Source organism: Pseudomonas sp. 65/3-MNA-CIBAN-0223 (assembly GCF_040310425.1).
In the GTDB taxonomy this organism is placed as follows: Bacteria; Pseudomonadota; Gammaproteobacteria; order Pseudomonadales; family Pseudomonadaceae; genus Aquipseudomonas; species Aquipseudomonas gregormendelii.
The window spans coordinates 1-26,302 of the sequence record NZ_JBEOPV010000016.1; the positions used below are offsets into that span (position 1 = coordinate 1).

Sequence of the window (26,302 nt, forward strand, 5' to 3'; positions counted from 1 at the left end):
ATCCGGTGGGCGTGATCGCCTCGATCGCGCCGTGGAACTACCCGCTGATGATGGTCGCCTGGAAAATCGCTCCGGCTCTCGCCGCCGGTAATACCGTGGTGCTCAAGCCGTCGGAACAAACCCCGCTGACCGCGTTGCGCCTGGCGGAACTGGCGTCGCAGATTTTCCCCGCCGGTGTCCTCAACCTGGTGTTCGGGCGCGGTCCAACGGTGGGTAGCCCGCTGGTGACCCACCCGAAAGTGCGCATGGTCTCGCTGACTGGCTCGATCGCCACTGGCTCGAACATCATTTCCAGCACCGCCGACAGCGTCAAGCGCATGCACATGGAACTGGGCGGCAAGGCCCCGGTGATCATCTTCGACGACGCCGACATCGACGCCGCCGTGGAAGGCATTCGCACCTTCGGTTTCTACAACGCCGGCCAGGATTGCACGGCGGCCTGCCGCATCTACGCCCAGGCCGGGATCTACGAGAAGTTCGTCGAGAAGCTCGGTGTCGCGGTCAGCAGCATCAAGTACGGCCTGCAAGACGATCCGGCCACCGAGCTCGGCCCGCTGATCACTGCGCAGCACCGCGACCGCGTGGCCGGGTTCGTCGAACGCGCCGTGGCGCAGTCGCACATCCGCCTGATCACCGGTGGCAAGGCGGTGGACGGCAACGGTTTCTTCTTCGAGCCGACGGTGCTGGCGGACGCACAGCAGGATGACGAGATCGTTCGCCGCGAGGTGTTCGGCCCGGTGGTGTCGGTGACCAGGTTTACTGATGAGGCCCAGGTGCTGGGCTGGGCCAACGACTCGGACTACGGCCTGGCGTCGTCAGTGTGGACCGCCGACGTCGGCCGCGCGCATCGGTTGTCGGCGCGCCTGCAATACGGCTGCACCTGGGTCAATACGCACTTCATGCTCGTCAGCGAAATGCCCCATGGCGGCCAGAAATTATCCGGCTATGGCAAGGACATGTCGATGTATGGGCTGGAGGACTACACCGTGGTACGGCATGTGATGTTCAAGCACTAAAAAAGCATCGCTGGCAAGCCAGCTCCCACAAGGGTTGGGACTTACCCAACCCTGTGGTCAACCACAAATCCTGTGGGAGCTGGCTTGCCAGCGATGGCGCCCTCAAGGCCCCAGTGTTCTCTGCCCATTCCCGATCCCCTTCGCAACATCTACCCCCCAATCCAGCGCCGCTTCCATGTCCAGTAAATGCGGTCGTGGATCGTGGTCCTCGGAAACCGGTACCCCGTCCGGACGATAAACGCCGATAAACATCTTTAACGAACCGTCGCGCAAAATTTCCGCCTTCACCACAATCGAGCATCCATTCGACAGCGTTTCCTTGTGTTCCAAATGGCGCTCAGTCATCACGGTAATCCTCCGGTCGTTGGGTTCGGGTCAGTACTCATCTTAGCTCACGCCAGCGCACCAAAATGATTCGTCAAAATGCCCGAAAACCCCGGCCTGACAGCGGCGCATTGCCACCTATACTGGAAACCACCGCCCCTTCGGGGTCTGCACGTCCAACAATAAAAAGCAGAGGTGGAACATGGTCTGGCAGCAAATCTACGATCCGTTCAACAACCCGGTCATTTCCACCCTCATGGCAGCCGTGCCAGTGGTGGTGATGCTGGCGGCCCTGGCGTTCTTCCATATCAAGGCGCACCTGGCGGCCCTGCTAGCCCTGGGCTCAGCCCTGATCATCGCGATCTTCGCCTTTGGCATGCCGGCCGACATGGCAGGCTCCGCGGCCCTGTATGGCGCCGCCAACGGTTTGTTGCCGATTGGCTGGATCGTACTCAACATCATTTTCCTGCACCGCCTGACCACCGAAAATGGCTCGTTCAAGGTGCTGCAAGACTCACTGGCGCGGATCACTGACGATCGTCGCCTGCAACTGCTGTTGATCGCCTTCTGTTTTGGCGCCTTTTTTGAAGGCGCCGCAGGTTTCGGCACACCGGTGGCAGTGACCGGGGCGATTCTGATCGGCCTGGGGTTCTCGCCACTGGCCGCGTCCGGCCTGGCGCTGATTGCCAACACCGCACCCGTGGCGTTTGGCGCACTGGGCACGCCGATCATCACGCTCGCCAAGGTCACGGGCCTGGATGAAATGGAGCTGTCGATGATGGTTGGTCGGCAACTGCCGTTCTTCTCGGTGATCGTGCCGTTCTGGCTGATCTGGGCGTTTGCCGGGTGGCGCAAGATGCTGGAAATCTGGCCGGCGATCCTGGTCGCCGGGGTCAGCTTCGCCGTGCCGCAGTTCCTGGTGTCCAACTACCATGGCCCGATGCTGGTGGACGTGATCGCTGCGCTGATCTCCATGGCCTGTTTGACCGGCTTCCTCAGGGTGTGGAAACCGGCCATCGTACACACCTCCGCAGCCCTTTCAGGTCGCGTCGACAATTCGAAAATTGATGCCGAGCACGATCAAAAACCCGTCGCCAGCGCCGCGTTTGGTGCGGATGCCAAACCCGCCGTGATGCGTGCGTGGATGCCGTGGATCATCCTCACCGTGTTCGTGTTCGCCTGGGGTACCCAGGGTTTCAAGAACATGTTCGACACCCGCCCTGCCATTGATCCTGTGACCCAGTCGGCCAAGCTCGATCCTCAAGGCAAACCGTTGCGCGAGGCGAATCCGGTCTTTGCCCCGGTGATCACCTTTGGCACGATTCACCAGCAAATTGAAAAAGTCCCACCAGTAGTGCCTGCGCCAAAAACCGAAGAAGCGCTCTACAAGTTCACCTGGCTGACCAGCACCGGCAGCGGCATCCTGCTGGCGGCGATCCTGGGCGGGCTGTTGATGGGCTATTCGATTCCGCAGCTGATCAAGCAGTACGTGCGCACCATCTGGGTGGTGCGCTACTCGCTGATCACCATCGTCGCGATGCTCGCCCTGGGCTTCCTCACGCGCTATTCAGGCCTGGACGCAACGATGGGCCTGGCGTTTGCTGCCACGGGGATTTTCTACCCCATGTTCGGCACCCTGCTGGGCTGGCTTGGCGTGGCGCTGACAGGCTCCGACACGGCGTCGAACGTGTTGTTCGGCGGCCTGCAGCGGGTCACTGCCGAACAACTGGGGCTCAGCCCGGTGCTGATGGCAGCTGCCAATAGCTCCGGCGGGGTCATGGGCAAGATGGTCGATGCGCAGTCGATCGTGGTGGCCTCCACTGCCACTCGCTGGTATGGCCATGAAGGAGAAATCCTGCGGTATGTGTTCTTCCACTCGATCGTCCTGGCGATTCTGGTCGGCGGGTTGGTGACGTTGCAGGCGTATGTGGCGCCATTCAGCGATATGGTCGTGGGTGGGCATTAAACGGGATCAGCCGGTTGTTGCGCTTCTGACCTACCTGCCCGGGCTGCTGCCCGGGCGTTCATGAACGGAGTAGGGTAAAGCGACTATGAACATTCTCTACGATGAACGCGTCGACGGCGTGCTGCCGCAGGTCGACCGGGCTGCCCTGCTACAGGCCCTGCATGCGCGCCTGCCGGACCTGGAAGTGCTGCATCAGCAGGAAGAGCTCAAACCCTACGAATGCGACGGCCTCTCGGCGTACCGCACCACCCCATTGCTGGTGGTGCTGCCGCGTCACCTGGACGAAGTGCAAGGGGTGCTCAAGCTGTGTCACGAGATGCAGGTTCCGGTAGTCGCCCGGGGTGCGGGCACCGGGCTATCGGGTGGGGCACTGCCGCTGGAGCAAGGCGTGCTGCTGGTGATGGCGCGCTTCAACAACATCCTGCACATCGACCCTGCGGCTCGCACGGCACGGGTCCAGCCGGGTGTGCGCAACCTGGCGATCTCCCAGGCCGCGGCGCCATTTGGCCTGTACTACGCCCCGGACCCTTCGTCACAGATCGCCTGCTCCATCGGCGGTAATGTCGCGGAAAACGCCGGAGGCGTGCACTGCCTCAAGTACGGCCTGACCGTGCACAACGTGGTCAAGGTCGACATCCTCACGGTGGAGGGCGAGCACCTGAGCCTGGGGTCAAATGCCCTGGACTCACCGGGCTTCGACCTGCTTGCCCTGTTCACCGGGTCTGAAGGCATGCTCGGCGTCATCACCGAAGTGACGGTCAAGCTGCTGCCCAAACCCCAGACCGCCAAGGTGCTGCTGGCCGCTTTTGATTCGGTCGAAAAAGCCGGCCGTGCGGTAGGCGACATCATTGGTGCCGGCATCATCCCCGGGGGCCTGGAAATGATGGACAACCTGGCCATCCACGCCGCCGAAGACTTCATCCATGCCGGCTATCCGGTGGACGCCGAAGCCATCCTGCTGTGTGAACTCGATGGCGTCGAAGCCGATGTCCACGATGACTGCGACAGGGTCCGCCAGGTGCTCGAACAGGCCGGCGCCACCGAAGTGCGCCAGGCCAGGGACGAAGCCGAACGCGTGCGTTTCTGGGCCGGACGCAAGAACGCCTTTCCGGCGGTCGGGCGACTGTCGCCGGACTACTACTGCATGGACGGCACCATACCGCGTCGGGAATTACCCGGCGTGCTGCAGGCTATCGCCGCCTTGTCTGCCGAATACGGCCTGCGCGTAGCCAACGTGTTCCATGCCGGCGATGGCAACATGCACCCCTTGATTTTGTTCGATGCCAACCAACCGGGGGAGCTCGATCGGGCAGAGGCACTGGGGGGCAGGATTCTCGAGCTGTGCGTGAAAGTCGGCGGCAGCATCACCGGTGAACATGGCGTCGGCCGCGAGAAGATCAACCAGATGTGCGCCCAGTTCAACAGTGATGAACTGACGCTGTTCCATGCCGTCAAGGCAGCGTTCGATCCCGCTGGCCTGCTCAACCCCGGCAAGAACATCCCCACCTTGCACCGCTGCGCAGAATTCGGCGCGCTGCATGTGCACATGGGGCAATTGCCCTTCCCTGAGCTGGAGCGTTTCTGATGCGCCACGAAGATGACTTCGATGACAGCGCCGCACTTCTGGAGCAAGTCAACCAGGCGTTGCAGGGCATTACCCCACTGCGTATCCAGGGCTCAAACAGCAAGGCTTTCCTGGGGCGCATCACTGCCGGAGAAGTGCTCGACACCCGCGCCCATCGAGGCATCGTCAGCTACGATCCGACTGAGCTGGTGATCACCGCGCGCTGCGGCACGCCGTTGGTGGAACTGGCTGAAGTGCTGGCTGCCGCGCAGCAGATGCTGCCCTGCGAACCGACGTCCTTCGGCGAGGGCGCGACGGTCGGCGGCATGATCGCCTGCGGGTTGTCGGGACCGCGACGGCCCTGGTCGGGTTCGGTTCGCGATTTCGTCCTCGGCACCCGGGTAATCACCGGCCACGGCAAGCATCTGCGCTTCGGTGGCGAAGTGATGAAAAATGTCGCCGGCTACGACCTGTCGCGTCTGATGGCTGGCAGCTACGGCGCCCTCGGGGTAGTGACCGAGGTATCACTCAAGGTGCTGCCCAGGCCTCGGCAATGCCTGAGCATCAGCCTGGAACTCGACGTCGAACGCGCCCTTGATCGCCTCAGCGAATGGGGCCAGCAGCCGTTGCCGATCAGCGCGGCCTGCCACGATGGCACACGCCTGCACCTGCGCCTGGAAGGCGGTGAAGGCTCGGTGGCCGCGGCCCACGAGCGCTTGGGCGGCGAGCTGCTGGACGCCGGGTACTGGGCCGATCTCAACGAACACAGGCTGAGTTTTTTCGATGAGGATCAGCCGCTGTGGCGGCTGTCCGTACCGCACAACACCCCTCGCCTGTCACTGCCGGGGCGACAACTGATCGATTGGGGCGGTGCCCAGCGCTGGCTCAAGACCGATGCTGAAGCCGCGTTCATTCGCCAGGTGGTCAGCGAGGTCGGCGGACACGTGACCTGTTACAGCCATGGATTGATCGACAGCCCTTTCCAGCCATTGCCGGCCGCCCTCATGCGCTACCACCGCAACCTCAAGCAGCAACTCGACCCCCAGGGTATTTTCAACCCCGGTCGCCTGTACGCGGAGCTCTGAGCCATGCAAACCACGTTGAGCGAACAGGCCCGCCAGTTGCCCCGAGCCGAAGAAGCCGAAAGCATCCTGCGCAGCTGTGTGCACTGCGGCTTCTGCAATGCCACCTGCCCCACCTATCAACTGCTCGGCGACGAGCTGGACGGGCCACGCGGACGAATCTACCTGATCAAGCAAGTACTGGAAGGCCACGAGGTCACGCGCAAGACTCAACTGCACCTGGACCGCTGCCTGTCCTGCCGCAACTGCGAAACCACCTGCCCCTCCGGCGTGGATTACCACAACCTGCTGGATATCGGCCGGGCGGTGGTCGATGCAGCGGTCCCGCGCTCCCTGGCACAGCGCCTGTTGCGCGAGGGACTGCGCAACGTCGTGCCCAACCCTGGGCTGTTCAAGAGCCTGGTCAGCAGCGGTCAAGTGTTCCGGGCGCTGCTGCCGGACACGCTGCGCGCCAAATTGCCACGCAGTGCCTGGCCGGCAAAAGCCCGACCGGCCGCGCGCCATGCCCGGCAGGTACTGATGCTCGAAGGCTGCGTGCAGCCTGGCCTGTCGCCTAATACCAATGCCGCCGCCGCGCGGGTACTGGACCGCCTGGGCATCAGCGTGACCCCGAGCCGCGAAGCCGGGTGCTGCGGCGCCGTGGATTATCATCTCGATGCCCAGGCCGCCGGCCTCGATCGCGCCCGGCGCAACATCGATGCGTGGTGGCCAGGCATCGAGAGTGGCGCCGAGGCCATTGTGCAGACCGCCAGCGGCTGCGGCGCGTTCATCAAGGACTACGGGCACCTGCTGGGCACCGATCCGGCCTATGCCGCCAAGGCACAAAAAGTCAGTGCGCTGGCCAGGGACCTGGTTGAAGTGTTGCGTGACGAACCCCTGGAAACACTAGGCGTGCAGGCCGAGCAACGCCTGGCGTTCCACTGCCCTTGCACCTTGCAGCACGCGCAGAAGCTCGGGGGGGCGGTCGAGGCGGTGCTGGTACGTCTGGGTTTCAACCTCACCATCGTGCCGGACAGTCACCTGTGCTGCGGCTCGGCAGGCACTTATTCGGTGACCCAGCCAGTACTGGCCCGCCAATTGCGAGACAACAAACTCAATGCCCTGGAAAGCGGGCACCCCGACGTGATTGCTACCGCCAATATCGGCTGCCAAACGCACCTCGACGGCGCCGGTCGCACCTCGGTCAGGCACTGGATCGAACTGGTCGAAGCGGCACTGCCCTCCCCACCTGCTGGAGTATCCCCATGAACCGCAAATTCGTTTTAAGCCAGGTCGAGGTCAGTCAGATCCTCGCCGCTGCGCGCAATGAAGCCCTGGGTAATCAATGGGCGGTGACCATCGCGGTGGTCGATGACGGCGGCCATCCCCTGGCCCTGGAACGCCTTGACGGCGCTGCCGCGATCAGCGCCTACATCGCCACGGAAAAGGCCCGCACTGCGGCGCTGGGTCGGCGCGAGTCCAAAGGTTATGAGGACATGGTCAATGGCGGTCGGCATGCGTTTCTCTCGGCGCCCTTGCTGACGTCCCTGGAGGGTGGCGTACCGATCATCATCGAGGGCCAGGTGATTGGCGCGGTGGGGGTATCAGGCGTCAAGGCCGAACAGGATGCACAGGTGGCCAAGGCGGGGGCGCAGTGCCTGGGCAACCCGAACGCCTGATCAAGCCAAGCCCCAATGGTGAATCAATCGACGAAGAGGAAACCTGCCGATGCCCCGCCTGACCGCCAAGGACTTTGCCCCGCAACTGCTCGAACTCTACGACTACTACGCCCACGGCAAGATCAACCGACGCGAGTTTCTTGACCGCGCGGCGCTATTCACCTTCGGCGGACTGACCGCTGGCGCCCTGCTTGCGAGCCTGAGCCCCAACTATGCCCTGGCCGAGCAAGTCGCCTTCACCGACCCGGGCATTATTGCCGAGTACATCACCTATCCTTCACCCCAGGGCAACGGGCAGGTGCGCGCCTACCTGGTGCGCCCGGCCAAAGCCCCGGGCAAGGTGCCGGGGGTGGTGGTCGTGCATGAGAATCGCGGTCTCAATCCTTATATCGAAGACGTCGCCCGACGCCTTGCCAAGGCGGGGTTCATCGCCCTCGCCCCCGACGGTCTGACCTCCGTGGGTGGCTATCCGGGAAACGATGACAAGGGCCGCGAGTTGCAGGCGACCGTCAACCCGGAAAAGCTCATGAACGACTTCTTCGCAGCTATCGAGTGGCTGATGAAGCTTGACGCCGCCACGGGCAAGGTCGGCATCACCGGCTTCTGTTACGGCGGCGGTGTCGCCAATGCCGCGGCCGTGGCCTATCCGGAACTGGGGGCCGCCGTGTCCTTTTACGGGCGCCAGCCGGAGGCCAAAGACGTGCCGCGAATCAAGGCCCCGGTGATGCTGCACTACGGCGAACTGGACACGCGCATCAATGAAGGTTGGCCAGCGTACGAGCAGGCGCTAAAGTCCGCCAGCAAGACCTACGAGGCCCACATCTATCCCGGCGCCAATCACGGTTTTCACAATGACTCCACGCCCCGCTATGACGAGGCTGCGGCAAACCTGGCGTGGGACAGGACCCTGGGCTGGTTCCAGCGCTATCTGGTGTAAACGCTTGGCGCTGGCATTAACAATCCCGGCCAGGATACGTCCTCTGTATGATGGCGCGCTTTGAGTGCGGGTCAGACTTCGAGGAGTATGCATGGACAGGCTTTACCGGACAGGACACCAGGGCTTGTCCGCCCTCAATTTACTGACCTTGGGCCTGTTATCGGCCAACAGCGCGCTGGCGGCTGACACCGAGTTGCCGGCGCTCACCGTCACCGGCGAAGACAACTCAGGCTATCAGGCCGACAGCGCATCGGTCGCCGGCTTCGACTCGACCACGCTACTCGACACCCCGGCGGCGGTGACGGTCATCACCGATGCGCTGATCAAGGATCAACAGGCGCGCCTGCTCAGCGAAGTCCTGCGCAATGACGCCTCGGTGGGTCAAGCCTATGCCCCGGTCGGCTATTACGAGAACTTCGTGGTGCGCGGCTACTCGCTCAACTCCGCCAGCAGTTACAGGATCAATGGTCGCACCATCACTGGCGAACAGAACGTCGGGCTGGAAAACAAGCAGCAGGTGGAACTGCTCAAGGGCCTGTCGGGCCTGGAAAGCGGCGTGTCGGAGCCCGGTGGGCTGGTCAACTACGTGACCAAGCGGCCGACCGATGTGCGCCAGGTCACGGTCTCGACCGATGACCGCGGCAGCGGCTATCTGGCGACCGATATCGGCGGGTTCTTCGGCAGCGAACAACAGTTCGGCCTGCGCGCCAACCTGGCCCATGAAGATATCCATTCCTACGTTGAACATGCCAACGGTCAGCGGGATTTTGCCTCCCTGGCCTTTGACTGGAACATCAGCCCCGATGCGCTGCTGCAACTGGACGCCGAGTACCAGAGCCGGGAACAGCGCTCGGCGCCTGGCTACCAACTGCTGGGTGGCACCCGACTGCCGCACCATGCCTCGCCGAAAAAACTGCTGGCCCACCAGAGCGGCTCCAACCCGGTCAGCACCGATGCGCTGAACCTCAACGGCAAGTTCGAGTACCGCTTCAGTGATGCATGGAAAACCGACATCAGCGCTTCGCGCAGCCGGGTGGTGATCGACGACTACAGCTCGTTCGCCTGGGGTTGCTACGGTGCCGCCAGCTGCGCCGACGCCGCAGTGCCGAATGACTTCAGTCCGGAGGGCGACTACGATATCTACGACTTCCGCAGCCCCGACGATACCCGCCGCAACGACGAACTGCAGGCGACCCTCAGCGGGCGTTTCGAAACGGCGGGCCTGGGCCACGAACTGACCTTGGGCACCAGTGCCTTCCGCCGGGTGGTGGACAAGCGCGACCCGATCAACGTGATGATCGGCAGCGCCAATATTAGCAGCGAGCCTGCAGACTTCGCGCGTTATGACGGCCCGCTCAATGACTCACAGCGACGTCTGGACAGCCGCCAGTACGGGCTGTTTTTCAATGACCGGATCAGCTTCAACGAGCACTGGCAAACCGTATTGGGCGGGCGCGCGGTGCGTCTGGACGAAGAAACCTTCGACAGCCAGGGCGAAACCACTCGCCATACCCGCCGGTACGAGTTCCTGCCCCAGGCTGCGCTGATCTACAAGCCGGTGCAGAACCTGTCGCTGTACACCCGCTACAGCAAAGGCCTGTCCCTGGGCGGCGAGGCGGCGTGGTTTACCACCAACGCCTTCGAAATCCTCGCGCCAACCGTGTCCCGGCAGATCGAGGCCGGGGTCAAGTATGACTGGCAGCGCATCAGCCTGGGCGCGGCGCTGTTTCAGATTCGCCAGGCGTATCAGTACTCGCGCCCCAACGACGACGGCACCTTCACTTTCGCGCAACAGGGAGAACAGAAGAACACCGGCCTGGAGCTGTCCGCCAATGGCTGGGCGACCCAACGCCTGCAGATCAGTGCCAGTGTCGCGGCGATTCGTTCGCGGGTCAGCGGCACGGGAACGGCGGCTTATGAGGGCCACCAGACGATCAATGTGCCGACCTTGCGCGCCAGCCTTTCCGGCGACTATGCATTGCCCTGGATAGACGGCCTGGCATTGCTCGGTGGCGTGCAGTACAGCGCCAGCAAATACGCGAGCCAGGTCGGCGAAGTGGAAACCGGCGCCTACGCGATCTTCAATGTCGGCAGCCGATTCAGCACGCGTATTGATGGTTACGAGACGGTCTTTCGCCTGAGCGTCGACAACCTGTTCGACAAGCGCTACTGGCGCGATGCCGGAGAATACATGGGCGATGACTACGTATTCCAGGGCGCGCCGCTGACGGCGCGCTTGAGTGCTTCTGTCAATTTCTGACGGCTGCCGAAATCACCTGTAGGGGCCAGCTTGCTGGCAATGGGCGTTAACGATAATGCGGGGTGCCTGACAGCCCGCGGCGTACTCAGGTTTTTCGCGAGCGAGCTCGCTCCTACAGGATGGTAAACGTTAACGGGTGAGCCGAATTGGAGCTCATCAGTTCACCAGGTCAATCAGCTGTTCACGCTGCGCCCCGGTCAGCATCGGGCCGAATCCGGCCGCCGCATTGTCGGCCATGTAACGCGGATTGCCGGTGCCTGGGATCACACAGGTCACCGCCGAATGCGACAGCAGAAATTTCAGCGCCAATTGCGGCCAGCTATTGACCTGTACCTGCGAAGCCCAGCCCGGCAGGGGCTTGCCCTTCAGGCGCGCAATCAGGTCACCGCCGCCAAACGGCCGGTTGCACATCACTGCCACACCACGTTCGCGGCATAGCGGCAGAATGCGCTTTTCGACTGCGCGATCATCCAGGGCGTAATTGATTTGCAGGAAGTCCAGTTGTTCAGCCTTGAGCACCGCCTCCACCTCGTCATAGGCCGACGCGGTGTAATGGGTGATCCCGATGTAGCGGATGCGCCCTTGCTCTTTCCATTCGCGCAACGTCGGCAGATGGGTTTTCCAGTCCAGCAGGTTGTGGATCTGCATCAGGTCGATCCGGTCGGTTTGCAGCAGCTTGAATGATTGCTCCATCTGCGCAATGCCTTGTTCGCGACCACGGGTCCATACCTTGGTCGCCAGGAAAGCCGGCGAGCGCGGCTCGTGGATCGACAGCAGCTCACCGGTGGTCTGCTCGGCGCGCCCGTACATCGGCGAGCTGTCGACCAGCGTCCCGCCTTTCTCGAACAGTGCATCAAGCACGGCCGGCAGTTGCTTGTAGGCCGGGTCCGCGGGGGCGACATCGAAGCCGCGATAAGTGCCCAACCCAACAACGGGCAGCGGCTCGGCGCTGGAAGGAATGCCTCGGGTCTGCATGCTCTTGCCTCCTGTGGCGATCGGCGGCGCTTGCGCCCCGGCTGGGTCGAACGTTAAGACCGCCGAGACACCGGCAGCCAGCGTGAGTAGTCGGCGACGGGTGATTCCCTCAGTGTGGCTCATGATGTTGCTCCTCCATTCGGGTGCTGGCCGCCCGTTGTTCCTGCCGCCTGGCCAGCCAGAAACACAACCCTGCCCATACGCCCGCAACCGGAAGAATCGCCAGGGCCACCAGGCCAAACCCTGCGCCTACTGCCGTCAGCCCAGCAGACAGCCAGCCACTGGCGGCATCGCCGCCGCGATAGACCAGGGTTTCGATCACGTTCTTGGCCTTGTACTTCTCTTCGCGGCTGACCACCGTCCACAGCACCTCTCGCGCCGGCCGAACGAAGGCAAATTCCACCGCCCGACGCAGCCCTTGCGCCAGGGCAACGGCGGCAGGTACCGGCGCCATGGCCATCGCCGAGAAGGCCACGACGCTCGCCAGGGGCAACATCACCAGCGCCCCGCCCACGCCGACCCAGCGGATCAACGGCGCGGTCAACAGCAGCTGGAATACCAGGGTCAGCACCGACACCAGCAAATCAACCAGGGCAAAAAATTGAGTGCGGCTTGCCACATCAGCGTAGCTGCCTGCGACGATCCGGCCTTGTTCAAAGTACAAAAGGGTCGCGGCGCTGGTGTGCAGCAGCATGAACGCCACCAGCCCAAGCAAATAGCGCGAGCGCAGGATCAGCGTGATGCCGGCCAGCATGCTGCCGCCCAAACTTTGGTCATCCGGCGAGCGGTTGTCGCTACGCGACACTGTGCACCTGAGCAAGTCCCGGTAACAACGCACCGCGATCTCGAGCAGCACCGCCGCCGCCAGCGTCAGGGCCATCGGGCCCAGGCGCACGGCCATGGTCGCGGCCAGCAGCGGCCCGATAAAGGTGCCCAAGGTGCCACCGGCGGCAATAAAACCGAATAACCGCCGCCCCTGATCATTGGAAAACCGGTCGACCAGCACGCTCCAGAAGATCGTGACGATGAACAGGTTGTAAATGCTGATCCAGACAAAAAACACCTGCCCGACGGTCACCGGCGCAACGTGATTGGCGATCAACAGCCCGAACACCAGCATCGACAGCGCAATCAGCCGATAGATCAAGGGCACGAAACGCGTTGCCGGCAGCCGGGACACCAGGGCACCGTAGAGCGGTACCATCAGCAACATCACCACGAAGGTGGCGCTGAACAGCCACTGCAATTGGTCCGCACCGCCCTCCAGGCCCAGGGCATCGCGCAGGGGGCGGACCAGGTAATAGCTGGCGAGCACACAAAAATGGAAGGCAAAACCCAGCATCAGCGCGGTTCTTTCCGCGGGCAGAATATTCAGCGATTTCAGCGCGATGGGCATCGCTTCCCTCCCGGACCGGCGCGCTACGGGGCCGATCGACTACACTGCGACAGCGATCAAGTGATCGCCGTTTTCCACCCTTGAGTCGTCAATGCCGCTCCCTAACGTTAGTCGAATGTCGCGCATCCTGATGATCATCGCAGGCATCGTCATCGCGCTGTACCTGGTGCTCTGTATGGCGCTGTGGGTATTCCAGCGCGCCCTCATTTATTACCCGCAGCCTCGATCCGTGGCCAGTGCGCTCTTGACCCTGCCCCGTTCCGACGCGCAGGTGCTGGTCTCGGTGCGCGAGCACGAGGGCCCCAAGGCGTTGATCTATTTCGGAGGCAACGCCGAGGACGTGTCGCGCAACCTGCCCTCGTTTTCAGCAGCCTTTGCCGATCACGCGCTGTATTTTCTGCACTACCGAGGGTTTGGCGGCAGCTCTGGCTCGCCGACCGAGGAAGCGATTCAGCGCGACGCCCTGGGGTTGTTCGACGAGGTGTACGCCCGGCACCCGCAGGTGACGCTGGTGGGCCGGAGCCTGGGCTCCGGTGTCGCGGTGCGCCTGGCCAGCCAGCGCCCGGCATCGCGCCTGGTGCTGATCACGCCCTATAACAGCCTGGAAGAACTCGCTGCGCGGCAGTTTCCGATCTTCCCGGTGCGGTGGCTGTTACAGGATCGCTTTGAGTCCTGGCGATATGCCCGGCAGATCAGCGTGCCGACCCTGCTGATGGCGGCAGAGCAAGACGAGGTGATCCCGCGCTCGAGCACCCAGCGGCTGTTCGAGCATTTCGCTCCGGGGGTGGCCGTGCTCAGGGTGATACCGGGGGTGGGGCATAATTCCATTTCCGCCAGTGCGGATTACCTGAGGCTGCTGCGGGAGGCTTTGTGAGGTTGAGTGTTGCGCTCCTGAGGCGAGCATGCTGAATAATTCCAGCATGCTCGCCTTCTTGAGCGCCTCACCTATTGAGCAACAATCTTCACCAACGGCGCCCCCTTCTTGACGATGTAGGTCGCCAGTTCCGAGCTGGTAGTCGCACTTGTATTCTTCGCAACATGCGCCACCCCTGCCGGGATATAGAGCGAATCCCCCGCCTTGAGTGTCACTGCAGGCTGCCCTTCAAGCTGATACTCAAACGTGCCCTCCAGTACATAGGCCACCTCAACCCCCGGGTGGGAATGTTTGGGCGAGACCACGCCCGGTTCGAAATCCACGCGCACCTGCAGCACTTCCTGTCCCGCAACGTCCATGTCCCGGTGCAGCAGATCGGTGCGGTGCAGGCCGGTCTGCCAGCTCTTGGTCGCCGGCGCATCCTGAGTGGACGACTTGACCTCCTGGGCCTGGGCCAGGCCCGTGACAGCGGCCAATGTGGTCGCGGCAATGGCCAGGCCGAGTGCGCCAGCGGTTTTACGAACATTGAACAGGGACATCGCGATTCTCCAGTGGTAGTACCGCAGATGCGGTGTGCCCCATTCAAACGCCGCCATGTATCAGCCAAGTGTCCAAGCCACCCTGGATATGTATGCGCAAGTGGCTGCAGGCACACCTGATACGCAGGGATACAAACCAGTGACACGTCAGCCCCGGTCGGCACTCTCGCGCCAGTATCAGCGAATTGTCCTTCGTCGAGCGGCGCTTTTATCCAGTGCCCGGCCAGTGGTCAGTTAGGGTCGAGCAGGCCCCCGTGCCAGTGGCGGGAAACACGCGTACCCGTGAATTTCGCCACCACCATGCCCTGGCCAATCAGTCGATCGCGGTAACGGGTGACCATCCGCCCCGCCTGCTCGGCGAACAACACCACTTCGCTGGAGGGATCACCGGGCCGGCGCAGGATCCGGGCAAAACGCTGGCCCTCCTCAACAGGGTCTCCCAGCTGTTTTTCGAAGATCAAGACCCCGGGCGTCGGTGCAAGGACGGTCTCCATCTGGCCCATTTCCAAGGTTTGCACCGGCCAATCCTCCGGGCTTAGCGCCTCATCAATGGCTCCGCAGCGGCACAGCCAGGTGTAAAGTCCCTGGGCATCCTGTTCGGCCAGTTGGTCGCCGACATCGCCCTGCCCGCGCAACTCCAGGGTTGCCGCCATATTGCGGTCACTGAGCCCTTTGCGCAGCCAGGGCGCAATAATGGTTTCCTCAAAAGAACCATCGCCGCCATCGTCCCAGATGATCGCCACGTCCATCTTCATCGCTGCCGCCAGTTCGCGGCCTTGGGCGGCAAAGCTGCGGTGCACATAGAGGTACGGCAGTGCCTCGTCATCGGTGTGCAGATCGAGCATCACATCGGCATCGGCGGCCAGTTGCACCAGGGCTTTCTGCCATTCCTGGACATTGGTGGACGGGTGTTGCTGCGCCGCCGACTGGTCAAAACCACGATTGAAATTATGCCCTGTGGCGTCATGAAAACGCCCCAGCAGGCGGCCCTGGCGGAACTGGCCAATACCCAGGGGATTGGCCTGGGGCACAACCGTCACCTGACTCCTGAGCCGCCCCTGGGCTTGGGCAACCTGCAGGCGTTGCATCAACAGGTGCAGTACCAGCATCCCGGCAATTTCGTCAGCGTGCACCCCGGCTTGCAGGTGCACCTTGGGGCCGCTGCCATCACCCTGGTAACGCCAGGCCCCCACTTGCAACGGGGCGCCGTTGTTGCTGCGAACATCCAACGAAATATCCTGCACCATCCGTTTGTCCTCCCGTCATGACCACTCGAAAACCAAGGCATTGCCGCTGGTGATTGAACAGACGTTCAACTAAGCTCGGCAACGTATAACCGACTCCAAGGACTAACCCGTGACCCGTGCCCCAGCGAAAAACCGCCGCACCGAACCCGACGCGCGCCGCGAAATGCTCGTGGCCGCTGCCCTGCGTTGCCTGGTGCGCGACGGCCACGCCGGGCTGTCTGTGCGCCGCATCGCAACGGAGGCCGGGGTGTCGGTGGGCCTGCTCAATCATCACTTCGGCAGCATCGATGCGCTGATCGCCGACACTTACCAGAAGCTCGCCAACGAACTGACGAGCGCCCTGATGCAGGAAATAGAACAGGCCGACACCCCCGCCGCAAAGATGGACGCCTTCCTCACCGGCTCATTTGCCCCCCGGGTCATGGACCCGCAATTACTCGGCGCCTGGGTGGTGTTCTGGAGCCTGATCCGCCACTCCGTTCACGTCAGCCAGGCTCACGAAAAAAGCTATCGAGCCTATCTCGACTTGCTGCGCCATCTGCTCGACGACCTGGCGGCCAGCGAAGGGTTTGTGATCCACGACACTCACCTGGCCGCCATCGGCCTATCCGCGACGCTCGACGGACTCTGGATCGAGTGGTGCCTCAACCCCGAAACCTTCAGCCCCGCCAACGGCCTGCATATCTGTCGCTGCTGGGTAAAGGGGTTGCGAAACGGAGCATTCAGCGCCGACGACGTCCTGTGAGGCATGACGCCCGAAGATCATCGCCAGGGTGCCACTGATGGCGATCAGCCCCGCGCCGATCATCAGCGAAACGTCCATCCGGGTACCCCAGATCAGACTCGACAGCAGGAACGCCCAAATCAACCCGGTGTACTCGAATGGCGCCAGCAAGGTCGCCGTCGCCCGACGGAAACTGGCGAACAACAGGAACTGGCCGATACCACCCACCAGGCCAGCTGCGAGCATACCGAGCCAGTCCGGCATCGGTGCTGGCGTATGAGTCCACGGCAAGGCCAGGGTCATGCAAATAACAAACACCACGTTGGTGATCAACATTTGCTCCAGCACCGATGTCTGGTCATCCACCTGCCGCAACTGGATGTAGGTGAACGCCCAGCACATGGCGGCCAGCAGGGTCAGCACCACCGGCAACGGGTCGGTCAACCGTGTTGGTCGGCAGGCGATGATCACGCCGATGAAGCCGACGACCAGGGTGAACCATTGCCACCCGTTGGCGCGTTCCTTGAGGATCACCGCCGCCAGTACCGTCACCATGATCGGCGCGGAGAAATACAGCGTGGTCATCTCCGCCAGCGACAGGTCTCGGGCAGCGGTGTAATACAGCACCCAGGCGATGATCGACAGCAAACCGCGCAGCACCAGCAAGCGCCGGCTTGGTGAACGCCAGGCTTTCTGCACCAGGCGCAAGCGCCCCGCAGCCACGCAGACCACCACTACCAGCAAGCTGCGCCAGAACAGGATGGTGACCACCGAATAATCGGCCACCAATGCCTTGATCACCGCGTCCTGCAAGGCCAGGAACGCGTACCCCAGGGTGCACAGGCCGATGCCCTGCAATGACCGATCAACCACCCGTGGCGCACTCATCAAACCGACCTGCGCACAGGTGTCCCGCGCCGCTCGAAGAACGAGAACAGGGCCTCGATCAGGAAGGTGAGGCACACATACACCCCGGCCACCAGCAGCAACGGTTCATACACCTGCAGGGTTTGTGCGCGCACCACATTGGCCGCGCCCAGCAGGTCGATGATCGCAATGGTCGAGGCCAAGGCCGTGGACTTGAGCAGCATCACCGTCTCCCCGGCCAGGGTCGGCAACAGCAGGCGCATGGCCCGCGGCAGGCGCACCCGCAACAAGGACTGGCGCGCAGTCATGCCGAACGCCGAGGCCGCTTCCATTTCACCCTTGGGCACCGCCAGCAGCCCACCACGAATCACCTCGCCGACGTAGGCACCCACCGACAGCACCAGCGCGAACACGATATACCAATAGCCGTCACGCAAATAAGGCCAGAAAAAGCTGCCACGGATCAGCGGGAACTGCGCAAACAGGCTGCCCAGGCCGTAGTAGAAAATGTAGATCTGGATCAGCAGCGGCGTGCCCCGCAGCACGCTGGTGTAGAACAGGCTGGCCTTGGCGATGAACTTGTTTTTCGAGATCCGCGCCAACGCCACCAGCACCGCCAGGGCGAAACCGAACACCATCGAGATCAACAATATGCTGATGGTCGTTTGCAATCCACGGCCCAGGAGTGCCGCATATTCAACTATCCACGCTGGAATCATTTCATTCACTCAGCCAAAGGCATCCAGCGACGGATGCGTCGCTCCAGCCGTCCCGAGAGGTAGTTGGACACCAACGTCACGGCGTAATACATCGCCGCAGCCGTGAGGTAGAACAACAGATAGTGCCGCGTCGAACCCGCCCCTTGCTTGGCGGTGTACAGCAGCTCATTGGTGCCGACCACGCTGATCAGGGCACTGTCCTTGATCAGGTTGATCCACAGGTTGGCCATCCCCGCCATGGCATAGGGCGCCATGATCGGCAGCGTAACTCGCCGGAACAGGCCGAACCCGCTGAGCCCGAACGCCCTCGCCGCCTCGATCTGGCCATAGGGGATCGCCTGGATCGCCGCGCGAAAAATCTCCGAGGCATAGGCGCCCTGGACCAGTCCCAGCACCAGAATTGCCGCCAGCGGGCCGCTGACGTTGACCGCGTCATAACCCACCCTGGCCATCAGCGAATTGAGCAGCATGGAGCCGACGTAGTACAGCAGCAGGATCAGCAACAACTCCGGAATGGCCCGAAACAACGTGGTGTAGCCGCGCATCAGCGCCGCGATGGGTTTAGGCGCGCCCAACTTGAGACAGGCCACCACCAGGCCGATAAACAAACCGACCACGAAAGCGCCCGCAGAAATCTGCAGGGTCATCAACAGGCCCTTGAGCAACGCGCTGCCCCAGCCTGTTTCGCTGAAATTGATCAAATCGAACATTGCTGGCATTTCGGTCTCCAGTCGGCGAACCAGACATCACCACTCCCTCGTGTGGGAGGAGCCCCTGCGGGACCAAAAGCTCTGCTCCCACAGGTCATCTTGCAGCCCGGCGTCAGAACGCAGGTTTCACGCTCGTACCGAAGTAGCTCTGGGACAGTTCGTCATAGTCTTTGCTTGCCAGCAGGCTAGAGATTGCCTGGTCCAGTTTGGCCTTGAGCTCAGTGTCATCCTTGCGCAAACCGGCGCCGACGCCTTTACCGAAAATCGGGTCGTAAGGCACGGTGGCGAGGTAGGCCAGGTTGCTGGCATCGGCCGTCTTGACGAAAGAGGCCATGGCCGTGCCGTCCGCCATCATCAGGTCGATACGGCCGGAAATCAGGTCGGCGTTGGCCGAGTCCTGGGTGTCGTAGTACTTCACCTCGGCGATCTTTTCGTAGTTGGCCTTCAGGTAGCTGGCGCTGACGGTCGAGTTCTGCACGCCGATGATCTTGCCTTTGAGATCATCCGGGAACTTGCTCACGGTGGTGCCCTTGGGCCCGACCACCGCGATTGCCGAATCGTAGTAAGCCTTGCTGAAGGCGATCTGTTTCTCGCGCTCGGCAGTCACCGACATCGAGGAAAAAATCACGTCGATCTTCTTCGCCAGCAAGGAGGGAATGATGCCGTCCCATGCCACTTCCTTGATCTCGCACTCGGCCTTCATCTCGCTGCACAGCTTATGGATGAGGTCAACCTCGAAACCTTTCCACTCACCGTTCGCCTGCTTCTCGGTGTACGGCGGATAAGGTTCTGCCGCCACTGCAAACCTGATCGGTGCAGCCTGGGCTGCGCTCATCCCGGCCAGCAGCACGCATGCCACGCCCGTCATCCAGTTTGCCAAACGTCGATTTCCCATGATTGTTCCCCGTCTTTTTATTGATCAGCGAGTCTGATGAGCGTTGACGAATTGTCGGCAACGCTCGCTGCGTGGGTGTACGAACACATCGTCCGGCGAACCGGTTTCTTCGATCAGCCCCTGGTGCAGGAAGGCGACCTTGGAGGAGACATCGCGTGCGAAGGCCATTTCATGGGTCACCAGGATCATGGTCCGGCCTTCTTCGGCGAGAGAGCGGATCACCCGCAGCACTTCGCCGACCAGTTCCGGGTCGAGTGCCGAGGTGGGTTCATCGAACAGCATGACCTTGGGCCGCATGGCCAAGGCCCGGGCGATGGCGACCCGTTGCTGCTGGCCACCAGAAAGAAACGCCGGGTACTCGTTGCGCTTGGCCGCCAGTCCCACGCGCTCGAGTAAGGCTTCGGCCCGCTCGGTGGCCTCCGCGCGGCTTTCTCGCAGGACCTGGGTCGGTGCTTCGATAAGGTTTTCCAGCACGGTGCGATGGGGCCAGAGGTTGAAGTTCTGGAACACCATGCCCAGGCTCGAACGGATCCGCACCAGTTGTTTGGCGTCGGACACCAATGGCGCCCCCGGCCGATTCTGGTTCAGATGGATGCTTTCGCCATCCACCAGGATGCGGCCCTGGTCGGGTATTTCGAGCATATTGATGCAACGCAGCAAGGTACTTTTACCCGAGCCGCTGGCGCCAATCAGGGAGATCACTTCACCTTCACGGGCGGTCAGCGAAACACCCTTGAGCACCTCGATATTGCCAAAGCGTTTGTGCAGGCGATCGACTTCGATCATGGTCTTGCGGGCCACCGCCTCGATCGTCGCCTCGCTGCTCACCCGATTGATCACCGGGCGCGGCGCTTCACCGCTCAAAACCAGGACAAATTTGCGAATGCGCTGGCAGGCCTCGGCCAATCGCTCTTCGCCTTGGGTAAACGAGAGCCGCACAAAACCCTGGGCCGGCTCACCGAATGCAGCCGCATCCAATACCGAAACATGCGCCTCGCGCAGCAGCCGCCAGGCAAATTCCAGCGACGTCAGGCCGGTGCTGCGCCCGTCCAGCAGCACAAACATCCCCGCGTCCGGGTTGAGTACCGATATCCCGCGACAATCCGCCAGGCTCTTCACCACCAGGTCGCGGCGACGGCGGTAAATGTCACGCATGCCGTGGGTGACGTCCGCATGGGACTGCACGGCCTTGAGTGACGCCTCCATGACAAAACCCGGCAGGCCATAGAGCATGCTCAGCACCAGGTTTTCGACGTGGGCCACCAGGGTTTCGTTGGCGATGATCCAGCCGATGCGCCAGCCGGTCATGGCGTGGGATTTCGACAGGCTGCCGATCACCACGCAACGTTCGGCCATGCCCGGCATCGCTGCCAGGCTCAGGTGCTCACGCTCGAACGTCAGGCTTTCATAGACTTCATCCACTACCACCCACAAGTCATGGACAACGGCCAGCTCGGCGATCGCCTGCAATTCTTCGCGATTGAGCACGACGCCGGTAGGGTTGTTCGGGTTGGACAGGAACAGGGCTTTGGTGCGCGGGGTAATGGCCTTGGCCAGCACTGCGGCATCCAGGCGAAAACCGCCATCGGCAGCGCACGGTACGCGCACCAGCGTCGCGCCGGACGCCTTCAGGGTAGCCTCGTAGGTGACGTACATCGGGTCCAGGGCGATCACTTCGTCGCCAGCTGTCAGCAGGCACATTGATGCGGCGAACAGGGCATTCTGCGCCCCTGCCGTCAAAATCACGTTGGACGCGTGCAGCTCACGGTGGAACAGGGGGCTATGGCGGGCGGCAATCGCTTCGCGCAATTTCAGGCGACCGGCGATTTCGGTGTAGTGGGTATCGCCCTCACGCAGGGCATGAATGGCGGCGTCAGTGATGAAGTCAGGGGTGGGGAAGTCCGGATCGCCGACGCTGAGGATAATCACATCCTCGCCCCGGCGCTGGGCTTCATACGCTGCGTAGTGAATATCCCAGGCGGCAACGCCGTCACCAGTTATCCGCTGAACAAAGGGTGAAAACCGCATGCAAGTGCCTCGTTCGATAAGAAGAAACGCAAGCCCGCGCTACCAGCCGGGGAAGTGGGTCTCAACATAATCGAAGCTGAACAGTCGTTCAACAGATAATTCCTGCAGATTCGTGTTCAGTGTCAAGAGGTCGTTTTTACGACAGTGCTGCCGTTTCAAGGTACGCTTTTGCTGTGAATGTGCGGGCCGCATCACGAGCAGGGCCGGCGACACACATCTACCAAGGCCGACGTTATTCATCCTTTCGGTTGATGGGTTTCGTACCAAACATCTAAAGCTAATAGCGCGAACTTCCAGTTCAGGAGTTTTTCCATTCACGCATCGACGTCTCTGAGACGGGACTTTCAGCCCTACTGAGTACATGCGCTCGCCGAAAGTCCCAGCAGATACAAACATCCCCTTACAAATACACTCCTGGCTTAACTCCGAATATAGAACTACTAGTGATAGGTTACGCCGCTCGATCAGGCCCCTTGAGATGCCGAGCCGTATGATGCGCATCAATCCTCCCCGCCTTGCCGTTTACGTTGTGTTGGTGTGCCTGTTCGCGGGCGCCTGGTTTACCCACCCTGCCGCTGTCCATTCCTCCTTCGCCCTGATGAGCCCGGTGATGGCGGTGGCCGACAAAGTGGCCAAGCCCGTCTACACCAGTCGCTTCGCGTCCTCTGGCCTGGTGGACTTTGTGCATTCCTCGGCGGTTACCGCACTGCCTGACGGCAGCCTGATGTCGGTCTGGTTCGCCGGCACCCGCGAAGGCGCTGCAGACGTGCAGGTGCGTTCCGCCCGGTTCAACGCGAAAACCGGTGAATGGGGCGCGGAGCAGGTGTTGGCGACTCGGCAGTCGACCCAGCAAGGCACTCGAAAATACATTCGCAAGCTTGGCAACCCGGTCGTGGCGCTGGCGCCGGACAATCGCCTGTGGCTCTTCTATGTCTCGGTGTCGATGGGTGGTTGGGCCGGCAGTGCAGTCAATGTGATGGTCTCCGATGACTTAGGCGATAACTGGTCTGCGCCGCGCCAGTTGATCACCTCGCCCTTTCTGAATATCAGTACCCTGGTGCGTTCGGCACCCGTGTTTCATGCCGATGGTTCGATCGGCCTTCCGGTGTATCACGAGTTTCTCGGCAAGTTTGCCGAGTACCTGTACCTGAGCCCGGACGGCGATGTCATCGACAAATTCCGTATCAGTCGTGGCACCAATTCTTTGCAGCCGACGGTGGTGCCGCTGGATGGCCAGCGCGGCGTGGCCCTGCTGCGCTATGCCGGCGAGACCCACCACCGAGTGCTGGCAACGCGCACCGAAGACGCCGGGCAAACCTGGAGCGAACCCTATCCGCTGGACCCGTCCAACCCAAACTCTTCGCTGGCAGCGGTCGCCACGCCGAAACATGGCTTGCTGGTGGCACTCAATGACCTGCGCGAAGGCCGTTTCAAGCTGAGCCTGTACGGCACCGATGCTAAAATGGACGACTGGCGCGCCCTGCGCGACCTGGATAAATCACCTGACCCGGAAGGCGGGCCGTTTTCCCCGCAAGCCTACAAGGACATCATCGGCCAGAAATTTCGCGACTCCAGCGGAGCGCTGCGCCAGCCACTGGAAGCGCAGTTCCTGAGCAACCTGGACACCAGGGTCTGCACCAGTCGCGGGTGTGAGTTCGAGTACGAGTACCCCTACTTCATCCGCAGCCCAGACGGCATGTATCACCTGGTTTATTCCTGGAACAACACCTTCATCAAGCACGTCACCTTCAACGAAGCCTGGCTGTCCGAGCGCCTGAAATGATCAACCTGTGGCAAGCCCATCTCAGTTTCGCAATGATCATATTCCTCCTGCTGCCCGGCTTTGGCCTCGGCCGGCTCTGGCGCGGGGGGCTGCTGCTGGCCTTGCTCGCCGCCAGTTTCATTCCTCTGGACGGTTTGACGGTGGCGGCTTATCTGCGCAGTCACATCGATGACCTGGCGATTACCACGATGATCCTGATGGCGTGGGCGTGCCTGCGCCGCCTGGAAATCCTCGCGCCTGCGCCACGTGGATATGTCGGCGTGCTGGTGATCTTCGCCGCCATGGCCGTGCTGTTGTATCCGGCGACGCTGGGCTGGACGTACGTCGATCCATACCGGCTGGGTTTCAGCCCGCGCGTGCTGCTGACCCTGATTGCCTTGCTGACACTCGGCCTGTACTACCTGCGCAACGGCCTGGCAGTGGCCATGCTGGCGGGCGCGACCCTGGCCTTTATGGTGGGGCTCAAACCTTCGCACAACTATTGGGATTACCTGGTGGATCCACTGCTGGGGCTGTATTGCTGCGTTGCGCTGCTGGTGCTCGGCACCCGCCAGGCCTATCGCTGGTTCCTCAGCCGGCGTGGATCGGCTAGCCACAGGTCCATTTAGATTTAACGACTTTAAACAGGGGAACAGGGATGGGTTGGTTGCAATCGAGACGCTTGCATTACTGGTTGGGCGCGACCGCGATCGTGTTTGCGCTGTTCGCGGTATTGCGAGTCGTGTTCTTCTTCGGCTTTTCAGGGTTTGACTCTAGCGCCCTGAGCGCCCAACCCGCCATTGTGGAAACCCTGGGCATCGGCTTTCGTTTCGACTTGCGCCTGGCCATCCTCACCGTGTTGCCCCTGGCGTTGCTGGCGTGGATTCCGCGCTGGAACCTGACCACCAGCCGCGTGCTGCGCCTTGTCGCCAGGGTCTATCTGGTGGCGGCCCTGAGTGTTCTGCTGCTGATCTACATCATCGATTTTGGTCACTACGCCTACCTTGGTGTGCGCATCAATGCCACCGTGCTGCGCTTCATCGAGGACGCGCAGATCTCCCGCGACATGGTCTGGCAGACGTACCCGGTGATCTGGATCAGCCTCGGCTGGCTGGCCACGGTAGCGCTGGTGACCCTTGCCTTGGTGCGCTTGGAACGGGTCACGCTGGATCGCCCGCGCAAGGTCATTCACCCACTCTCCGCCACCTGGGGCAGTGCGTTGATGGTGGTGCTGGTGCTGCTGGGCATCCTCGGCCGAGTAGAAAACATGAACCTGGAAAATCCGGTTCCCCTGCGCTGGAGCGATGCGTTTTTCTCCAGCAACAACCAGATCGCGGCATTGGGCCTGAACCCGGTGATTTTCCTCTACGACACGGTCAAGGTTGGCCAGTCCCGGTACGACGAACAGCAGGTGCGCGAGCACTACGCAGTCATGTCCCGCTACCTGGGCGTCGACCAGCCGGACGCGCAAACCCTCAATTTTGTTAGGCACCAGGCGCCGCAACCCTACAAGATTCCCGGCTCGCGCCCACCGAACGTGATGTTCGTGATGCTCGAATCCCTGGGTACCAGCGCTGTCGGGGCCTACGGCAACCCGATCGATCCGACGCCGAACATTGACCGGCTCGCCAAGCAGAGCTGGTTCTTCGAGCATTTCTACGTGCCAGTCACCGGCACCGCAAAAACCGTGTGGGCGAGCATTTCCGGGGTGCCCGATGTCACCCGCCAGGAAACCGCGACGCGCAACCCGCTGATCACCCAGCAGAACACCCTGATCAACGCCTTCACCGGCTACGAGAAGATCTACACCATCGGCGGCAACTCCGGCTGGGCCAACATGAACGCGCTGATTCGCCAGAGCATCGATGGCGTGCGGTTGTACGAGGAGCGCGACTGGAAAGCGCCGGTCGTCGATGTCTGGGGGATTTCCGACCTGGACCTGTTCAAGGAAACCGACACGATCCTGCAGGCGCTGCCCAAGGACAAACCGTTCTTTGCCTATGTGCAAACCGCCGGCAATCATCGCCCTTTTACCATCCCCGCGCTCAATGACGGCTTCGAGGTCAAGCACCCGACCCTGGCCGAAGTTCAGGCTGCCGGCTCGCGCAGTGTCGAGCAGTACAACGCCGTGCGCCTGCTGGACTTCAACATCGGTCGCCTGATGGAAATCGCCAAGGCAGGCGGCTGGTACGAGAACACCATTTTCGTGCTGTTTGGCGATCACAACACCCGCATCGCGCAGATCCCGTTTCTGGCCCCGGCCTACGAACAGCTGGGCCTGGAAAGCAATGCCGTGCCGATGATCATCCATGCCCCTGCGCTGCTGGGCTCGCGCACCGTCGAGGAAGCCGTGGGCCTGGTGGATTTGCTGCCCACCGTGGCCGGCATGGCGGGCCTGGAGTTTCGCAACAGCGGCATGGGCCGGGATATCCAGCAACCCGCCCCCGAAGGCGAACGCGTGGTGCCGCTGGTCCTGCGTGAGGGCACCTTCCCGCTGATTGCCGGCGTGACCCAGCATTTCATGGTGCAGATGGAACACGACGGCAGCTCGCCGACCTTGCACGACCTGGCGTCGATGACCCCGACGGATGACGTGGCCCGGCAGAACCCCGAGGAGTTCAAGCGCCTCGTGCAATTGACCCGAGGCATGCACGAAACTTCGAGGCTGATGCTCTACCAGAACGTGCGCAAGTAACGGCCTGACAAGTGCTGGCGGACAAATGTGACCTTATATATCCGGGCCAGTTTTGCCGGCACTT

Annotated in this window: 22 protein-coding genes and 1 pseudogene; 13 read left to right on the plus strand and 10 right to left on the minus strand. The window is 62.1% G+C overall.

Annotated elements, in window-relative coordinates; translation table 11 throughout:
• On the plus strand, positions 1 to 1,016 hold a 1,016-nt coding region (locus tag AAEZ09_RS19395), incomplete at its 5' end, for a gamma-aminobutyraldehyde dehydrogenase (protein WP_350600402.1).
• 102 nt (positions 1,017 to 1,118) lie between these two features.
• On the opposite strand, the gene AAEZ09_RS19400 is transcribed toward AAEZ09_RS19395, so the two are convergent.
• Positions 1,119 to 1,361: a hypothetical protein gene (locus tag AAEZ09_RS19400; protein WP_045057348.1), complete on the minus strand. Its 243-nt coding sequence runs from the start codon at positions 1,359 to 1,361 to the stop codon at positions 1,119 to 1,121.
• 181 nt (positions 1,362 to 1,542) lie between these two features.
• Between AAEZ09_RS19400 and AAEZ09_RS19405 the strand changes: the two genes are divergently transcribed.
• The 7 genes from AAEZ09_RS19405 (at position 1,543) to AAEZ09_RS19435 (ending at position 10,807) form a co-directional block, all read left to right on the plus strand.
• The gene (locus tag AAEZ09_RS19405) at positions 1,543 to 3,306 is read left to right on the plus strand and encodes an L-lactate permease (RefSeq protein WP_350600403.1); all 1,764 of its coding nucleotides are present in this window, start codon (positions 1,543 to 1,545) and stop codon (positions 3,304 to 3,306) included.
• An 85-nt stretch (positions 3,307 to 3,391) separates the two neighbouring features.
• A complete protein-coding gene (gene glcD / locus AAEZ09_RS19410; protein WP_350600404.1) occupies positions 3,392 to 4,891 on the plus strand; it encodes a glycolate oxidase subunit GlcD in 1,500 nt (499 codons plus the stop codon).
• A complete protein-coding gene (gene glcE / locus AAEZ09_RS19415) occupies positions 4,891 to 5,955 on the plus strand; it encodes a glycolate oxidase subunit GlcE (protein ID WP_350600405.1) in 1,065 nt (354 codons plus the stop codon). The genes glcD and glcE overlap by 1 nt, the downstream gene beginning before the upstream one ends.
• Positions 5,956 to 5,958: 3 nt before the next feature.
• A complete protein-coding gene (gene glcF, locus AAEZ09_RS19420) occupies positions 5,959 to 7,200 on the plus strand; it encodes a glycolate oxidase subunit GlcF (protein ID WP_350600406.1) in 1,242 nt (413 codons plus the stop codon).
• The gene (locus tag AAEZ09_RS19425) at positions 7,197 to 7,610 is read left to right on the plus strand and encodes a heme-binding protein (protein ID WP_045057353.1); all 414 of its coding nucleotides are present in this window, start codon (positions 7,197 to 7,199) and stop codon (positions 7,608 to 7,610) included. The genes glcF and AAEZ09_RS19425 overlap by 4 nt, the downstream gene beginning before the upstream one ends.
• A 49-nt stretch (positions 7,611 to 7,659) precedes the next feature.
• Entirely contained in the window at positions 7,660 to 8,547 is an 888-nt protein-coding gene (gene yghX, locus AAEZ09_RS19430) for a YghX family hydrolase (protein WP_350600407.1), read from the plus strand.
• A gap of 91 nt (positions 8,548 to 8,638) precedes the next feature.
• Positions 8,639 to 10,807, plus strand: a complete 2,169-nt coding sequence (locus AAEZ09_RS19435; protein WP_350600408.1) for a TonB-dependent siderophore receptor — start codon at positions 8,639 to 8,641, stop codon at positions 10,805 to 10,807.
• Positions 10,808 to 10,963: 156 nt separating this feature from the next.
• Here the strand turns inward: AAEZ09_RS19435 and AAEZ09_RS19440 are convergent, their stop codons facing one another.
• Complete coding sequence (locus AAEZ09_RS19440) at positions 10,964 to 11,905, minus strand: aldo/keto reductase (RefSeq protein ID WP_350600409.1); 942 nt, start codon at positions 11,903 to 11,905, stop codon at positions 10,964 to 10,966.
• Positions 11,892 to 13,178, minus strand: a complete 1,287-nt coding sequence (locus AAEZ09_RS19445; protein ID WP_350600410.1) for an NTP/NDP exchange transporter — start codon at positions 13,176 to 13,178, stop codon at positions 11,892 to 11,894. Before AAEZ09_RS19445 ends, AAEZ09_RS19440 begins: the two co-directional genes overlap by 14 nt.
• A gap of 91 nt (positions 13,179 to 13,269) precedes the next feature.
• On the opposite strand from AAEZ09_RS19445, the gene AAEZ09_RS19450 reads away from it, so the two are divergent.
• Positions 13,270 to 14,052, plus strand: coding sequence for an alpha/beta hydrolase (locus tag AAEZ09_RS19450; protein WP_350600411.1), 783 nt, complete (start codon positions 13,270 to 13,272; stop codon positions 14,050 to 14,052).
• 71 nt (positions 14,053 to 14,123) lie between these two features.
• On the opposite strand, the gene AAEZ09_RS19455 is transcribed toward AAEZ09_RS19450, so the two are convergent.
• Together AAEZ09_RS19455 and AAEZ09_RS19460 are read right to left on the minus strand one after the other, a co-directional pair.
• Positions 14,124 to 14,591 carry a cupin domain-containing protein gene (locus AAEZ09_RS19455; RefSeq protein WP_045057359.1) on the minus strand — a complete coding sequence of 156 codons (468 nt, stop codon included), beginning with the start codon at positions 14,589 to 14,591 and terminating at the stop codon, positions 14,124 to 14,126.
• Between the two features lie 230 nt (positions 14,592 to 14,821).
• The gene (locus tag AAEZ09_RS19460; protein ID WP_350600412.1) at positions 14,822 to 15,838 is read right to left on the minus strand and encodes a M14 family metallopeptidase; all 1,017 of its coding nucleotides are present in this window, start codon (positions 15,836 to 15,838) and stop codon (positions 14,822 to 14,824) included.
• A 163-nt stretch (positions 15,839 to 16,001) separates the two neighbouring features.
• Here AAEZ09_RS19460 and AAEZ09_RS19465 point away from each other — a divergent pair.
• Positions 16,002 to 16,487 (plus strand): annotated as a pseudogene (locus AAEZ09_RS19465) (TetR/AcrR family transcriptional regulator); the annotation flags it as partial.
• Here the strand turns inward: AAEZ09_RS19465 and AAEZ09_RS19470 are convergent.
• The 5 genes from AAEZ09_RS19470 to AAEZ09_RS19490 all read right to left on the minus strand — a co-directional run bounded on the left by AAEZ09_RS19470 (position 16,443) and on the right by AAEZ09_RS19490 (position 21,781).
• Entirely contained in the window at positions 16,443 to 17,450 is a 1,008-nt protein-coding gene (locus AAEZ09_RS19470; RefSeq protein WP_350600413.1) for a DMT family transporter, read from the minus strand. The pseudogene AAEZ09_RS19465 and the gene AAEZ09_RS19470 sit on opposite strands and share 45 nt — an antisense overlap.
• On the minus strand, positions 17,450 to 18,148 hold the full coding sequence (locus tag AAEZ09_RS19475; RefSeq protein WP_045057401.1) for an ABC transporter permease: 699 nt from the start codon (positions 18,146 to 18,148) through the stop codon (positions 17,450 to 17,452). Before AAEZ09_RS19475 ends, AAEZ09_RS19470 begins: the two co-directional genes overlap by 1 nt.
• A gap of 5 nt (positions 18,149 to 18,153) precedes the next feature.
• Positions 18,154 to 18,867, minus strand: a complete 714-nt coding sequence (locus AAEZ09_RS19480) for an ABC transporter permease (protein ID WP_205892183.1) — start codon at positions 18,865 to 18,867, stop codon at positions 18,154 to 18,156.
• A gap of 103 nt (positions 18,868 to 18,970) precedes the next feature.
• On the minus strand, positions 18,971 to 19,753 hold the full coding sequence (locus AAEZ09_RS19485) for a transporter substrate-binding domain-containing protein (protein ID WP_045057363.1): 783 nt from the start codon (positions 19,751 to 19,753) through the stop codon (positions 18,971 to 18,973).
• A gap of 24 nt (positions 19,754 to 19,777) precedes the next feature.
• Positions 19,778 to 21,781, minus strand: a complete 2,004-nt coding sequence (locus AAEZ09_RS19490; RefSeq protein WP_350600414.1) for an aminotransferase class I/II-fold pyridoxal phosphate-dependent enzyme — start codon at positions 21,779 to 21,781, stop codon at positions 19,778 to 19,780.
• A 490-nt stretch (positions 21,782 to 22,271) separates the two neighbouring features.
• Here AAEZ09_RS19490 and AAEZ09_RS19495 point away from each other — a divergent pair, with 490 nt between their 5' ends.
• The 3 genes from AAEZ09_RS19495 to AAEZ09_RS19505 are packed head-to-tail and all read left to right on the plus strand — an operon-like array spanning position 22,272 to position 26,238.
• Positions 22,272 to 23,564 (plus strand): sialidase family protein, encoded by a 1,293-nt coding sequence (locus tag AAEZ09_RS19495; RefSeq protein WP_502947584.1) that lies wholly within the window; start codon positions 22,272 to 22,274, stop codon positions 23,562 to 23,564.
• Positions 23,561 to 24,172, plus strand: coding sequence for a hypothetical protein (locus tag AAEZ09_RS19500; RefSeq protein ID WP_045057365.1), 612 nt, complete (start codon positions 23,561 to 23,563; stop codon positions 24,170 to 24,172). Before AAEZ09_RS19495 ends, AAEZ09_RS19500 begins: the two co-directional genes overlap by 4 nt.
• Positions 24,173 to 24,201: 29 nt before the next feature.
• Positions 24,202 to 26,238: an LTA synthase family protein gene (locus tag AAEZ09_RS19505; protein ID WP_205892187.1), complete on the plus strand. Its 2,037-nt coding sequence runs from the start codon at positions 24,202 to 24,204 to the stop codon at positions 26,236 to 26,238.
• Positions 26,239 to 26,302 lie beyond the last annotated feature (64 nt).

What these genes read in the sequence shown, in the direction of transcription:
- AAEZ09_RS19400 (WP_045057348.1), bottom strand. Translation starts at nt 1,361, where the DNA reads ATGACTGAGCGCCATTTGGAACACAAGGAAACGCTGTCGAATGGATGC.
- AAEZ09_RS19405 (WP_350600403.1), top strand. Translation starts at nt 1,543, where the DNA reads ATGGTCTGGCAGCAAATCTACGATCCGTTCAACAACCCGGTCATTTCC.
- glcD (WP_350600404.1), top strand. Translation starts at nt 3,392, where the DNA reads ATGAACATTCTCTACGATGAACGCGTCGACGGCGTGCTGCCGCAGGTC.
- glcE (WP_350600405.1), top strand. Translation starts at nt 4,891, where the DNA reads ATGCGCCACGAAGATGACTTCGATGACAGCGCCGCACTTCTGGAGCAA.
- glcF (WP_350600406.1), top strand. Translation starts at nt 5,959, where the DNA reads ATGCAAACCACGTTGAGCGAACAGGCCCGCCAGTTGCCCCGAGCCGAA.
- AAEZ09_RS19425 (WP_045057353.1), top strand. Translation starts at nt 7,197, where the DNA reads ATGAACCGCAAATTCGTTTTAAGCCAGGTCGAGGTCAGTCAGATCCTC.
- yghX (WP_350600407.1), top strand. Translation starts at nt 7,660, where the DNA reads ATGCCCCGCCTGACCGCCAAGGACTTTGCCCCGCAACTGCTCGAACTC.
- AAEZ09_RS19435 (WP_350600408.1), top strand. Translation starts at nt 8,639, where the DNA reads ATGGACAGGCTTTACCGGACAGGACACCAGGGCTTGTCCGCCCTCAAT.
- AAEZ09_RS19440 (WP_350600409.1), bottom strand. Translation starts at nt 11,905, where the DNA reads ATGAGCCACACTGAGGGAATCACCCGTCGCCGACTACTCACGCTGGCT.
- AAEZ09_RS19445 (WP_350600410.1), bottom strand. Translation starts at nt 13,178, where the DNA reads ATGCCCATCGCGCTGAAATCGCTGAATATTCTGCCCGCGGAAAGAACC.
- AAEZ09_RS19450 (WP_350600411.1), top strand. Translation starts at nt 13,270, where the DNA reads ATGCCGCTCCCTAACGTTAGTCGAATGTCGCGCATCCTGATGATCATC.
- AAEZ09_RS19455 (WP_045057359.1), bottom strand. Translation starts at nt 14,591, where the DNA reads ATGTCCCTGTTCAATGTTCGTAAAACCGCTGGCGCACTCGGCCTGGCC.
- AAEZ09_RS19460 (WP_350600412.1), bottom strand. Translation starts at nt 15,838, where the DNA reads ATGGTGCAGGATATTTCGTTGGATGTTCGCAGCAACAACGGCGCCCCG.
- AAEZ09_RS19470 (WP_350600413.1), bottom strand. Translation starts at nt 17,450, where the DNA reads ATGAGTGCGCCACGGGTGGTTGATCGGTCATTGCAGGGCATCGGCCTG.
- AAEZ09_RS19475 (WP_045057401.1), bottom strand. Translation starts at nt 18,148, where the DNA reads ATGATTCCAGCGTGGATAGTTGAATATGCGGCACTCCTGGGCCGTGGA.
- AAEZ09_RS19480 (WP_205892183.1), bottom strand. Translation starts at nt 18,867, where the DNA reads ATGCCAGCAATGTTCGATTTGATCAATTTCAGCGAAACAGGCTGGGGC.
- AAEZ09_RS19485 (WP_045057363.1), bottom strand. Translation starts at nt 19,753, where the DNA reads ATGGGAAATCGACGTTTGGCAAACTGGATGACGGGCGTGGCATGCGTG.
- AAEZ09_RS19490 (WP_350600414.1), bottom strand. Translation starts at nt 21,781, where the DNA reads ATGCGGTTTTCACCCTTTGTTCAGCGGATAACTGGTGACGGCGTTGCC.
- AAEZ09_RS19495 (WP_502947584.1), top strand. Translation starts at nt 22,272, where the DNA reads ATGATGCGCATCAATCCTCCCCGCCTTGCCGTTTACGTTGTGTTGGTG.
- AAEZ09_RS19500 (WP_045057365.1), top strand. Translation starts at nt 23,561, where the DNA reads ATGATCAACCTGTGGCAAGCCCATCTCAGTTTCGCAATGATCATATTC.
- AAEZ09_RS19505 (WP_205892187.1), top strand. Translation starts at nt 24,202, where the DNA reads ATGGGTTGGTTGCAATCGAGACGCTTGCATTACTGGTTGGGCGCGACC.